Here is a 12956-nt window from a genome sequence, read left to right on the forward strand (position 1 = left end):
AAATAGGTCAAAACAAAGAAAATTGGACCGAGAAATAGACCAAGAAACCAACGGATACGCAAGTTGTTCAAGCGAAGTTGTCGCAACCCCGGTTCCAGAGTTGTTCTAACACTTTCCAGCCAGTGATGAAATGTGAAAAAAAGAAATATTCCCCAAGCACATACCAATACTGCGGCAACTACATTCTCATTCGACAAAACGTCCTCACAATTATGCTAATAGCTCGCCGGTGTAAACTTTATCTTATTTACTGTTTCCATCCGAAGTTAATTAAAAATTCTTTTGATATCAAGTGGTTACGCTTGAACATGTGAAATATTACTTTAGTATTGTTAAATATTTCTCAAAACTGCTTGACGAACGCAATACTACACCCTATTTTCCGCTTTCCCTTATCAATCGACAACATTAGGAGAAATCATGGTCACGGAACTAATGGCGCCACGCCAATTAGAGTTAATCGAAAAAGTACGTCATCTTGGAAAAACGGTAATTCAACCCAACGCAGCACAGTGGGATCGCGACCAGACGTATCCGTGGGAAATCATCACTGCTCTGCAGGAAGAAAAGCTCATGGGAGTCTGGATCCCTGAGGAGTACGGCGGACTGGGAATGGGTGTGCTCGATCTCTGTATCGTGGTCGAAGAACTGTCGCGGTTTTGCGGTGGCGTTGGAGTTGCTTTTGCAGTGAATGCCTTAGGCAGTTTCCCGATTCTATTAGGGGGAACCGAAGAACAGAAAAAAACTTGGTTACCACCGATTGCACGTGGTGAAAAGCTAATCAGTTTCGGATTGTCAGAAAAAATCTCTGGCTCTGACGCAGGCTCAATGATCACCAAAGCGATTCGCGACGGCAATGAATATGTCATCTCTGGTGAAAAAAAGTGGAACACGAACGGTGGTGCAGCAACCATCTACACTATTTACGCTACGACAGATCCAACTCGCGGCCATCGCGGAGTCAGTGCCTTCATTCTCGAAAAAGGTCATCCGAACTTTGAGATAGGTTATACCGAAGATAAAATGGGGATTCGGACAGCAGCAGTGCGGGAATTGTATCTCGATCAATGCCGGGTACCAGCGGAAAGACTACTTGGCGCAAAAGAAGGAATTGGATTTGCTAATGCAATGATGACACTTGACCGTGCCCGCCCAGGTGTTGCCGCCCAAGCCTTAGGATTGGCACAAGGCGCCTTGGATGTGACAGCAGAGTATCTCTTACATCATACGATGGATCATCCAAAGCATTTTCTCCAGGCCGATGATTTCCCGTTACCAGAAGATTTCGAAACGGTTCCGATGGCAAGTGAACAAGCCGTGCAATTCAAACTCGCCGAGTTAGCAACAAAAATCGAAGCCGCACGGCAACTTGTATACACCGCTGCTACAGCAATCGATAAAGGTGTCAAAAACGTTTCACAAGTGAGTGCAATGTGTAAACTCTTCGCTACCGAAACTGCAATGGAAGTGACAAGTGAGTGTATGACGATGTGGGGCGTTGCAGGGATTTGGCGGGAGAATCCGATTGAAAAGTATTACCGTGATGCGAAAATCACACAGATATATGAAGGTACTAATCAGATCCAACGGTTAGTAATCGCACGTAACTTTTTACGCGGTTATGGAAATATGTAATGTTGAAAGGAATTTATCATACAATGCAAAATTTATAACATTAGATTATTGCTTTGTCAATGCAGCGTTGTTAAGTAGATGATTCTTCGCTATTTTGCTTTGTCCAATCGAACACTTCCGAAGATGTCAATTTACTTAAACAACGCTGCTTCCGGATGGCCGTTAGCTCCAGGCGTACTGGATGCTATGGAACACTTTCTGATTTCTCCTCACTGTCATTCCAACCGTTCATCAGATCAGACAACCGATGTTCTTCAAAGCTGTCGGGACGCGATTGCACACCACTTTCGTTTCAATCCTACGAATCGTGTGATTTTACTTCCCAGTGCGACCTATGCTTTAAACATCGCTGTCCTGGGATGTAATCTGGGTAAAAACGATGTTGTTGTTGTGTCGGCGGCTGAGCACAACTCGCTTCTACGTCCGCTTTTCCGGCTTCAAGAGCAAATCGGAATCGTACTCAAAGTTATCCCGCTAAATTCAGAGGGAAACCTGTGTGAAACAGAGTTTGAAAGAGCGATCGCTCTCGGTCCAAAACTTGTTGCGCTAACCCATGCTTCTAATGTTACTGGACGCATTTTTAACGTTCAAAAATGGTTCTTACTCGCAAAGCTAAGCGGGGCGACAACTCTGCTTGATGCCGCTCAAACGGCAGGTTTAGTTGATGTAACTCCGTCGGAATTGTCTGCCGATCTTACGGTGTTTGCTGGGCATAAGTGTTTTCATGGACCACCGGGCATTGGTGGATTGCTTGTGGGAGAGAACACCGAAATCCAACCGATCCTAACCGGTGGTACCGGTATTCGCAGTAATCTTCTTCAACAACCGCCCGACTACCCGACTCGTTTAGAATGTGGAACACCTAATCTTCCCGCTATCGCTGGTTTGCATGCTGCAGTACAAACTTCCACTATTGAAATAGTGGAGCGACACGCCAGGATAAAAGCAAATGCAAAATTGCTGCGGAATGGTCTTACAGAGATGAAGCACGTTTCGGTCCTATCTCACTCACAATCTGACAATGAAACGGGAGTGATCTCATTTCTTGTGAACGGTTGGGAACCTGATGAAGTCGGGATGATTCTGCAGCAGAGTTACTCTATCGTATGCCGAACCGGACTTCACTGTGCTCCTTTGATCCATAATTACATAAACAGTTCACCATTTGGAACAGTAAGATTTAGCATTTCCAGTTATAATACTTCCGAAGAAATTGCATTCGCATTAGATGCAGTAGATGCACTTGCAAAATGAGACTTCAACGAAAAGAGCTGTTAGAAGATTGCTTCGATGGGAGTGGAATATTCCTTTACTACTTCGACGAACCGATTGCAAAAACGTTCATAATGACATTATCACGCTTCGGTAAGTTGGAGTATTTCAGCGAGTTTCCCCGGCCGTTTTTCCGGGTTGTATCATTGGACGGCTTGCAAATGAAAGGGGTGGAAGGCGAGTACTCTATCCGGGTTCTATTGCCAAGTCAGAATCGACAAGTACTCGAAGAAAGTGTGCTTCACTTTTTTTGTAGCTAAGAAGAAGATCGGTAGTTCTCCAAGTAACGCGAAGAGGAATCACCATGGGTGTAAAACTAAAAAAATACTTCGACTATGCGTTTGCAGAGGGCGGAGTAATGTTCCAAGTACGATTAGCCATGAAATCCGGAGTTGTTTCGGATAAGGCAGCTATCATTCCCGATACGCCGGAAATGGTCACGAAGGTACGAAGCGTTTTAAAAGACATCACCGGCAAAGAATCGCCGGAATACTAAGGAGGATTCAATGTCAGTAACAGTTAAACGAACGAACTTCAAGGTTCGACACCATTTCGATGAAACAACGCGCCGCCATTATTTCAATAATGTGTGTACTGTGTTTCATTGCCATCATTTCACATCGTTGTACACCCAGTTAGCGGACGACTGCTCATTTTTCGATGCGAAAGAATTAATGAAGGAAGTCGCTGAAGATACATTCGCTCCAATCCTGAAAGAGTACTTTGAGACCAATGGAATAGTAACGTTCCGTGATCGAGTTTCTGTAATCGAACAGTACTACGCGTTTCTTGGTTTAGGCGAGCTAAAAATACTCTGCGCCGGCATAGATTCGGGCGAAGCTGAGTTATTGCATTCCCACGTCGAAGAGGGTTGGAAGAAGAAATGGGGGCTCTTCAATAAACCGATTAATTTTATCTCGTGCGGATTTCTTGCCGCCGCTTTTTCAGCTCTGTTCTCCCGTCCCACGCGTTCTTACTTTGCAAACGAAACGGCAAGTATCGTGATGGGCGCGTCGACTACAAAATTAACCATTTGCGCTAAGTAAGGAGTCTCACATGGCAATCGATCGTAAAAAGGTGATCGACCTCTTGTCGAAAATCGAACCTATGCCAAATGCCGAGGGGATGATTCCTGCTTTTGGCGTACTAATCAACCAATTACCGGGATCGTTTTGGACCGGTTTCTCCGAACGGCTTACTCGCCAAGTGAGCGAAGAGTTTAAACCAGTTGCCGAGTTCCTTCTGATAAACGCAGCCCACGAGTGCGGGTACCATACCGGCTATGGCATAATCACATCGGAAGAATGGCGAGCCGCGGTTGAACCGATGATAGAGAATATACCGGAGGATGTTCTTCACGGCGCTTTTGCGGTTTTGTCGGCATTAGGGTGGGCAAATAGTGAGATCGTGGATTTGAAACCAAATGAATACCTGATGGTGCGGGCTTATAACTACTATGAAGCCGACATCGTTACCTATGGAAGAACTTCCAAGCCGAGTGCATACATGTTACGCGGTATCTGTGCGGCATTCATGGACTTGGCATACGGCGGTTCCTATGACGTAACAGGAAAAACCGGTCTCCGGACATTTACCTGCGTTCAAACCAAAGGAATCGAGTGTGGTGACGACTACGGGGAGTTTGTTGTTACTCGCGCATAAGATATAAACCTAAATGCAAAAAGGGCATCCGAATGGATGCCCTTTTTTAATGCGTTGAAATACACTAAGAAATTTACCGGCAAGCCAGACTAAATCCCACCCACTGCGAAACAGTCATCCAATCGTAAAACTCGACATTGTTTTCGGCATTCACTGTTGTAAGAATTCCGGCGGGATGAAGTTTGTCCACTGGCTGTTTCGTCATCGCCAAGCTTACAATTCGGCTATGCGATTTGGTCGGTACCAGAATCGATAACGGGCGATAGGTATCGCGAGCGAACACTCGAACCAAGCTATTCACATCATCGGTGATAAAAATGTATCCGCGTCCCTGGCAGTCCCAAACGGCAACGGAGTGTGCTCCGCCATCGATGAGATCATATCCGATTTGTTCGCGATAGGTACCATCGGTCGTGTATACTGAAACCCAACCACCACGCGAATCCGCAATCGGAATATATAATCTAGCACCATCGGGATCAGCTACGATCTGGGATGCTTTCGCCAAATCGGCCGGTCCGTTATCGCCGCCAAAGCTCTTTACATAGGAACCGGTTATACCAGCGTCGGTTGCGGCTAAAGCAAACTCTTTAATCTTTGCAGTACTCTGTTCTCCAGCATCTAGCACCCACATCCGGTCATTTAGTACAGTCACGGAAATGGGTTCGCGGAATAAATTCAAACCAATCGAACCAGCGTTCTTTAACTCCGGTAAAGCAAGAACATGAACTCGACGGGAGCCGGAAGCTGCTACTAACAAATACTCTTTACCGCCAACTTTGGCGACAGTCATTCCCTGCGGCTGATCGAGGATTAGCAGCTTTGCAAGGGCTTCGCGAGCTTCTCGAATTTGGACATCAAGCCGTTCGATTTGCGTTGGCAACCCTTTTTCTTCCTGAAGAGCAGCATCCTTTTGTTGCAGATAGCTTGTCACGGCGAAATTTGCGGCAGCAATTTGGTTGTCGATTGCAGCAGCGCGCACTTGCTTTTCACTCAAAGTTCGCTGGGTTGCAGAGTAAGCCGCATCCATGTTGGTCGCCGTCGACTGCGCACTCGTTAACATTGATTGGGTCAGGGCGACGTCGGATTGCGCTTTTGTCGTGTTGGAACGGGCAGAAGCTAACTCGCCACTGGCATCCTGCGAAAACTTCTGTGCGTCGGCGATTGTCTTGGAGTACTCAGCGTCACGGGTACTTTGTTGTTTCGCCAATTCCTGCTCACGCGCTGAGGCTGTGCGTACTTCCGATTCCAACTGCTTCGCGCGGGCGTTGGCAGATTCGACAGTACCCTTCGCTTCATCAAGATTCGACTGGGCTGAAGTGACCGACGATTCCAAAGAAGCAAGTTTATCGGCCTTTGCGTTCTCACCCTTCTTCTTCTCTAAATCGAGACGATACTTTGCATCGTTGAGGGCTGATTTTGCTTTATCAGCGTTTTGTTTAGCTTGTGCGGCGCCTTTTTGAGCACCATCCAAGTCCTTCTTTAATGATGTCGTCGCATTTTTTGCTGATGCAATTTCATCGTTTGACTGCTTGGAAGCAGCGACACGATCAGCTGTTGCTTTATCAAGTCGTGCTTTTGCTTCGTCGATTTTGCGTTGGGCGTTTGCTTCAGCAGTTTTCAATTCATCCAACTTCTGTTGCAAAGCACTCAACTTCGATTGGTGTTCCGAAACGCTCTTACGGGCAGATTCCGCTTCATTGCGCTGGCGGTCGACTTGGGAAGCTAACGAGCCAATCTCACGGTTTAGCGATTCTTTTTCATTCGTTAACGATGTCGACGCTGCTTTTGCCGAGTCGGAGGATACTTGAAAACGTCGTTGATCCGCTTGAAGTTGCGAAATCCGGAGTTGCAATCCGGCTTTTTCTTGCAACCAGCGGGTTTCCTGCGACACCATTTTCAATGATTCCGCTTCAAACTCCGCTAAGCTCACGCCGGTAAACGTGGAAAGAATCTGTCCACTGGGATCGACGGTACTTATCGTGTGTTTTGCCGTTCCGGCGACAAACAACACTGGCTTTCCATCCGGGGATACCCAGAAGACGCCGTTATTCGCCGAATTCTTCATCTCCAAAGACCGATCGGGTGTGATCGGCATTTGTGCGAATGCAGTCGCTGCGAACAGCAGAATTGCTATGCTAAACGAAAGCGAAGTAATCGCCTTGCGCATAATTTTCTCCTAATAGCTAACTGTCGGAAAATACCGCTTTCTTATTCCGATTAGCAACCAATTTTCCCAGAGTGCTGTAAATTGAATCACACCGTCATCACACGACCAACCGGTAGATTCAAATGAGAACGAAAGCTCACCGATATTGCCCATATTTAGCCATTCTCGTGAACGAATCGTGAACTTACCAATATTTTTGCAGTTACTTTAATGTTACAAGCGATGCCCCCCCGGAGCCTTCGCCATACTGACCAACCCGCCACGTTTTCACAAAAGGACTTGCTCGTAGGATTTCGGAAGTTGCTTCCTTGAGAACGCCCATTCCTTTCCCGTGGATAATTTCAAGATGTTCCCAACCTTCTGCGGCAGCATCAGCAAGAAATTTTTCCAATGCGTCAATTGCTTCCTCGCGGGTCATTCCCCGGATGTCAATCCGATTCGCCGCTCCTAACGAAGTGGTTAGCGACCGGAACTGTGTTGTGTTAACTACCTTACCGCCAACTATCGGAACGATACTATCCGGCGAAAGCCGCAGTTTAACACTACCTGCTGCAACTTGTATGAAATCGTCACTAACAGCTACCACCGTCGCTTCAGTTCCGCTTTCCCGGATTTGTACTAAGTCGCCCGGCTTTAACACCGGAAACTCCTCCAGCGACTTCTCATCATACTCAAAAGGTGTTTGCGGTTTCGGGAAATCAAGTTTCGACTTTGCGACAACCGGTAATGCCTTCTTTGGTTTCGGTTCAACCCGGGAACGTAACTCTGCACGAATTGCATCGAGTGTCTCATGGGCCTGTTTAATCGATTCCTTGTTTGCCTGTGCTTCGCGCAGTTCCCGCACAACCGCTTCAATCCTGCGATTGGCGTCTTTGAGAATATCATCGGCTAACGTCGACGCTTTCTGTTTCGCCGATAGCAACAACATTTTCGCTGTTTCCCGGTCGGCTTGGGCAGCTTGCGTTTGACGACTTTGTTCGGCCCGCAGTTTTTCGGTTTCGCGCTTTTCCGCTTCCGCTCGTTCCCGCAAATTCGCTAATTCTTCCAGCAAATGCTCGACCCGAACGGTGCGGTCACCCAACACTTCTTTTGCCCGTTCGCGGATCGCTGAGGGAATTTTCACCTTCGCTGCGATTTCTAGCGCATAACTGGAACCGGGTACTCCCATCCGGAACCGAAAGGTTGGCAATAACCGATCTTCATCGAATGCCATCGCGCCATTCACCATCCCCGGTTCTTCCTGTACGAACAGCTTTAGAGCGGATTGGTGCGTGGTACAAACAACGAAACAACCATCGTCGCGCCAACGTTCCAACAATGCCCTCGAGAGGGCGCTCCCTTCGGCGGGATCGGTGCCACTGCAAATCTCATCAACTAATACAAGTTTCGTTTGCGCACGGGTGTGCAGTGTGCGTTCCAGAGAAGTTAAATGCGCCGTAAAAGTCGAGAGGTCCTGTTCGATCGATTGATCGTCACCGATAACGGCAAACACTTCACGGATAAACGGAATCTCGGCAACGCCGGCAGTAACTGGAATGGCATGCATCGCCATCGCTACCATTAACCCGGTTGTTTTTAGTGTGACCGTTTTACCACCGGCATTCGGCCCTGAGATCAGTAATACGCGTCCGCTGTATTCGATTAAATCGAGATCGAGCGGAACAACGCTATCGAAACCTACTCGTTCTTGTAATAGCGGGTGCCGAGCACTGCGCAATCGCAGTTCGCGTGTCGTTGAAAGCTGCGGTAGACAGCCCTTCCGATTCATGCCATAGATCGTACGAGCGGACAGATTGTCGAGCCGAACTGCCGCTGCCAACGTCTCCTCGATCTCGACAACATGGGGTTGAATCAGATTTGCCAATTCGCGGAGAATTCGGGCGACTTCTTCCAATTCACGATTTTGTAACGCTTGTAATTTGTTATTGAGTTCGATAATCGCAAGCGGTTCGATGAAAACGGTGTTTCCTGTATTACTCGAATCCTGTGCAACTCCGGAAACCCGGTGTCGAAAAGTCGCCAATACCGGCAAAACATAATGACCGTTGCGAATGGTAATCAGCTCTTCCTGTAATACTTTTTTTGCCGACCAATCGCGCAAGGTGTGCTCCAGCGTATCGCGCAATTGGGAATCGAGGCGGATTAACTCCTTGCGGATTCGTTTGAGTTCTTGGGAAGCATCGTCACGGACATGACCATTGGGATCGATGATTCGGGTGATTTCTTCTTCGATATCGGGACGCGGGGTAATCAGTTCCGCTAACCGGACAATCTCACCCGCTTGCTTTGCCCGGTCAGTGAACCATTTGCGAACCGAACGTAATCCCATCAGCGAATGAAGTAATCGAATGAATTCATCTGGGGAAACGGATGCGTCGGATGAGTGCAATAACCGGAGGGTATGGCGGGGATCGCCTAATTCGTAAAACGGCGGTTCCCCTTCTTCGAGCAGAAACCACATCCGGTCGAGCAATTCCAATTCGCGTTGCAACAGCAATTCATCGGTATAAGGTTCTGGTGTGAGCAATTGTTCCCGCGCCATTTCAGTGCCGGCATGCTTCGATACGGTTTCCAATACCCGCGAAAATTCGAGCGAGTCAAGCGCTATCATTTTGTACCTGCCGGGGCGGGCATCCGCTCCGTTTGTAGTAAATCCCAAATCATTCTTGCTTTGTCCCGCGCCGTTAACGAATCGTTCGATAACACGGGTTGCAGTTTTGTGTATAAGTTCGGATGCGGTGGTGGCAGCGTTGCCGGGGGTTTATGCTGCTCGCTGGAATTGGCAAGTTCGCGGATTAACGCCGGGTCGGCTGTAATACGATCCAGCAGAATCGGCGATACTCCCCACGCTTGTAGCCGCTTCAACATTTCACTCCGCATATCTGATGTTACATCGCGGGTTTTATTTGCCAACATTTCTGCTTTCGCAGTTAAAATGGGTGCAAAGTTTCCTTGGTTCATCCATTGATAGAAGCGGTCAGAACCGGGACTGAGCAGCACTATCGTCACCACGACTACCAAAAATACGATTCCCTGCACGATCCCGAAAAAGAAACCGACTATACGATCCAATCCGCCCATCATTGAGATTTCGGCGCCTTTTCGTAAAATCACGCCGACTGATTTTATCGCAATCGCAGTCGATAGAAACAGTACAAGGAAGGCGATAATCCCGCGTACCGGTAGCGAAGCCGGCATCCATGCGAACCAGTAAGCAACATCACGGTACAAGAGCGCCGCGACAATGAATCCGATAACTACGGCAAGCAATCCGAACAACGAGCGAAGGAAGCCGCGCACCGCCCCGCGAATGCCAAACAATAGCATCGCGATCAGCAACACATTGTCAGCTGAACTCCAACCGGTCATTCGGAAGCATTCTCCCGCGGCTTGTAACGCAGTACCTGCACTTTTTCCATAGTGATGAGACCTTCACTTATCATCTCATCCAATTGCGGCAACACTCGATCCAAATTCTCCTGCGAATCAACGACTTCAATAACAATCGGTAAATCCGAGCTTAACCGCAAAATGTGATCGGTATGCAAATGACTTTTAGCCCCAAATCCCATGATGCCGCGAAACACAGTTGCTCCAGCGATTTTTTCTTGTTTGAGAAATTCGACTATCGCTTGGTAAAGTGGTTGATGGTGATGGCGATCAGATTCGCCGATGAGTATTCGCATGAGTATTTGTTCGCCGGTTAACGCTCTCATTTATCACCGTCCTAACAGAAATTTTGCGAAAACGATTCCTATCCAACAACCTAACAACGAAAGTACAACATTCGATGCGATATTTAGCGTAGCCATTCCCCACATTCGTTCTTCCAGAATACGAATCGTCTCATAGCTAAACGAGGAGAAGGTGGTAAAAGCGCCAAGGAATCCGATAGTAACGGCAACTCGGACAGTTTTCGGGAGCAGCGCCGTACTAATCCCAACATGCATGACAAATCCGATTACAATACTGCCGATAACGTTTACCAGCAGCGTGCCATACGGAAACCGGTCGCCAAGAATCCGGTACGCGACTCCCGTCATCCCGTACCGGCTTAACGTCCCGGCGACGCCGGCTAAAGCAACCCAGAGTATTTCCATGGCAAAAGATAACGCTTGAGGAACGTCAGAAGAAAACCGGGAGAACAGTTACAGATTATTAGTGCAACACAGGAAACTGCACATCGTTTAGATGTTACTTACGCACCTAACGCCGCTTTCACCAGATTGGCAACTTGGGCGGCATCGAATCGCCCTTTGGTTTGCGCTTGCACTAACCCCATCACCTTCCCCATATCCTTAATCGTCACAGCGCCGGTCTTGGCGACTGCATCGGCGATGATCTGTTTTACCGCTTCTTCGGTCAGGGGTTCCGGAAGATAGTTCTTGATAACTTCAATCTCTTCCAGCTCTTTGGCGGCGGCATCTTCGCGTCCTGCCTGTCGATACAATCCAACTGATTCTTCGCGCTGCTTCTTCGCTTTTTCCAAAACGCCGAGTTCTTCCGCCGGACCAAAAGTCTTACCGGCGGCATCGATCCGGGCTTTCTTCACCGCGGACAAAATCGTCGAGAGGATTTCGCGACGGCGGGCATCGTGATTTTTCAATGCCTCTTGCGATTCCCGGGTTAATCGTTGTTCTAAGGTTTCAGACATTTTTCCCTCGTAAATCATTAACAAGTTTGTGTAGTTTTGTTTACTGACGGGCGACCCAAAGGGTCTCCCTTACACGACTAGGTTACTGTTTTTGCTTCAAAAGAAAAACCCCCTCTTGGCGGAGGGGGCAATTCGCTTATTAGCCTTGTTGCGCAATCATTTTACGCATCTTGCGGCGGGCGATAGCCGACTTCCGCTTTTTCGCTTCGGACGGTTTTTCGTATCGCTCATGCTTACGAACTTCCGCCATCAACCCACTCTTTTCGCAGGATTTGGTAAAGCGACGATATGCACGTTCAAATGGTTCGCCATCGCGAACTTTAACGTTGGGCATTTGCGTCACCTCCTTTCCTTGCCGTTACACGGGTTCTACACCCGAAGAAAATTACTCTTTGCTGTAGCAAAGCTAATGTATTGGAAAACACTAAGCGATGCAACCCCACACTCAACCGGGCGGCCAACCCATTTTCCTACCGCCAAGCAAGTGAAAATGAATGTGAAAGACGCTCTGTCCGACACTTTCCCCGCAATTGCTTACGACTCGATAGTCTTGCAGACCAAGTTCGGCAGCAACTTTCGCAATCCTAACATGAATCTCACCAATCAGGTTTGCATGGTCTATCGACAACTCGGAGAGTTTCACAATATGTTCTACAGGGATGAATAACACGTGGATTGGGGCTGCCGGGCTTATGTCATGAAACGCGACAACTGTTTCGTCACGATAGACAATTTTCGCCGGGATATCGCCACGAACGATTTTACAGAAAATGCAGTTATCCATAAGCAGTTCCGTTGCAAAGGGTCGATATCGAATCGAACCTTACTTTTGTTTTTGGTATGTTCCAATGAGTTCGCAGTTGGCAACGACATGTCCATCCATCGCCCTTACCAAATCGGCTTTATTCGGTTGTTTGAGATCGGGTAGTACGATATCCAAGGCATACAGCTTGAAGAAATAACGGTGACGACCGATAGGAGGGCATGGTCCGTGATACGCCTGCGAGCCCCGGTCATTAGTCCCTGTTAGTGTTCCGGTGGGTAGTTCCGGGAGTGAAGCATTTTCTATCAGTCCGGTCGCGGTTGCCGGGATATTGTATAACAACCAGTGTACCCACGTCCGTAGCGGTTTTGCGGGATCGGGAGCATCGGGATCGTCGACAATTAGTACTAAGCTTTTTGCCGATTCTGGAATGCCACTCCAAGTTAGCGGTGGAGATACATTCTCTCCTTCGCAGGTAAACTTAGAAGGCATTTCCCCGTTGTGCGCAAACGCACTGGATGTGATCTTCATCTCATTTGCTCCTGAGACCTCAGCAGAATTCGCCTCTACGACTAATGAACCAATCAATATAGCGATTCCCAGACCAATCACCAGTTTCGTCCAGTGATTCGAATGAATCATCCAACTCCAAAATACGTCAAACTTACTTTTCTTACCCATTGAAATCATTCCCCCCTTGCTATAATTACGCACGAAACGTACTTTGAGAAACTTATCCGGAGAAGTGTGGTGAATTTTGTTGTAAACAAGAGATTTGTATTAGACATCCTGCTAGTGAC

Annotated in this window: 16 protein-coding genes; 6 read left to right on the top strand and 10 right to left on the bottom strand. The window is 47.8% G+C overall.

Translation table 11 applies throughout. From position 1 onward, the window contains the following. Positions 1-197, bottom strand: a 197-nt coding sequence (locus tag OEM52_09810) for a hypothetical protein (protein ID MDK9700426.1), incomplete at its 3' end; no start/stop codon positions are given. A 223-nt stretch (positions 198-420) separates the two neighbouring features. Here OEM52_09810 and OEM52_09815 point away from each other — a divergent pair. From OEM52_09815 to OEM52_09840, 6 genes are all read left to right on the top strand, one after another. Further along, the gene (locus tag OEM52_09815; protein MDK9700427.1) at positions 421-1635 is read left to right on the top strand and encodes an acyl-CoA dehydrogenase family protein; all 1215 of its coding nucleotides are present in this window, start codon (positions 421-423) and stop codon (positions 1633-1635) included. A 78-nt stretch (positions 1636-1713) separates the two neighbouring features. Next, positions 1714-2889 (top strand): aminotransferase class V-fold PLP-dependent enzyme, encoded by a 1176-nt coding sequence (locus OEM52_09820; GenBank protein MDK9700428.1) that lies wholly within the window; start codon positions 1714-1716, stop codon positions 2887-2889. Beyond that, a complete protein-coding gene (locus tag OEM52_09825; GenBank protein ID MDK9700429.1) occupies positions 2886-3167 on the top strand; it encodes a hypothetical protein in 282 nt (93 codons plus the stop codon). Before OEM52_09820 ends, OEM52_09825 begins: the two co-directional genes overlap by 4 nt. Positions 3168-3211: 44 nt before the next feature. Next, positions 3212-3403 carry a hypothetical protein gene (locus OEM52_09830; protein MDK9700430.1) on the top strand — a complete coding sequence of 64 codons (192 nt, stop codon included), beginning with the start codon at positions 3212-3214 and terminating at the stop codon, positions 3401-3403. A gap of 10 nt (positions 3404-3413) precedes the next feature. Then, positions 3414-3953 (top strand): hypothetical protein, encoded by a 540-nt coding sequence (locus OEM52_09835; GenBank protein MDK9700431.1) that lies wholly within the window; start codon positions 3414-3416, stop codon positions 3951-3953. Positions 3954-3963: 10 nt separating this feature from the next. Further along, the gene (locus OEM52_09840; GenBank protein ID MDK9700432.1) at positions 3964-4569 is read left to right on the top strand and encodes a hypothetical protein; all 606 of its coding nucleotides are present in this window, start codon (positions 3964-3966) and stop codon (positions 4567-4569) included. 73 nt (positions 4570-4642) lie between these two features. Here the strand turns inward: OEM52_09840 and OEM52_09845 are convergent, their stop codons facing one another. The 9 genes from OEM52_09845 to OEM52_09885 form a co-directional block, all read right to left on the bottom strand. Next, complete coding sequence (locus tag OEM52_09845) at positions 4643-6739, bottom strand: hypothetical protein (GenBank protein ID MDK9700433.1); 2097 nt, start codon at positions 6737-6739, stop codon at positions 4643-4645. A 202-nt stretch (positions 6740-6941) separates the two neighbouring features. Continuing rightward, positions 6942-9350 (bottom strand): endonuclease MutS2, encoded by a 2409-nt coding sequence (locus OEM52_09850; protein MDK9700434.1) that lies wholly within the window; start codon positions 9348-9350, stop codon positions 6942-6944. Next, the gene (locus tag OEM52_09855) at positions 9347-10108 is read right to left on the bottom strand and encodes a CvpA family protein (protein MDK9700435.1); all 762 of its coding nucleotides are present in this window, start codon (positions 10106-10108) and stop codon (positions 9347-9349) included. Before OEM52_09855 ends, OEM52_09850 begins: the two co-directional genes overlap by 4 nt. Continuing rightward, positions 10105-10455, bottom strand: a complete 351-nt coding sequence (locus OEM52_09860) for a DUF190 domain-containing protein (GenBank protein ID MDK9700436.1) — start codon at positions 10453-10455, stop codon at positions 10105-10107. The genes OEM52_09855 and OEM52_09860 overlap by 4 nt, the downstream gene beginning before the upstream one ends. A 3-nt stretch (positions 10456-10458) precedes the next feature. Continuing rightward, entirely contained in the window at positions 10459-10839 is a 381-nt protein-coding gene (gene crcB, locus OEM52_09865) for a fluoride efflux transporter CrcB (protein ID MDK9700437.1), read from the bottom strand. A 98-nt stretch (positions 10840-10937) separates the two neighbouring features. Next, positions 10938-11393 carry a GatB/YqeY domain-containing protein gene (locus OEM52_09870; GenBank protein MDK9700438.1) on the bottom strand — a complete coding sequence of 152 codons (456 nt, stop codon included), beginning with the start codon at positions 11391-11393 and terminating at the stop codon, positions 10938-10940. A 139-nt stretch (positions 11394-11532) separates the two neighbouring features. Then, positions 11533-11727 carry a 30S ribosomal protein S21 gene (gene rpsU, locus OEM52_09875; protein ID MDK9700439.1) on the bottom strand — a complete coding sequence of 65 codons (195 nt, stop codon included), beginning with the start codon at positions 11725-11727 and terminating at the stop codon, positions 11533-11535. Positions 11728-11838: 111 nt separating this feature from the next. Continuing rightward, entirely contained in the window at positions 11839-12177 is a 339-nt protein-coding gene (locus tag OEM52_09880; protein MDK9700440.1) for a histidine triad nucleotide-binding protein, read from the bottom strand. Positions 12178-12216: 39 nt separating this feature from the next. Further along, positions 12217-12687 (bottom strand): YbhB/YbcL family Raf kinase inhibitor-like protein, encoded by a 471-nt coding sequence (locus OEM52_09885; protein MDK9700441.1) that lies wholly within the window; start codon positions 12685-12687, stop codon positions 12217-12219. Positions 12688-12956: the final 269 nt, after the last annotated feature.

The organism is bacterium (assembly GCA_030247525.1).
Classification (GTDB): domain Bacteria; phylum Electryoneota; class JAOADG01; order JAOADG01; family JAOADG01; genus JAOTSC01.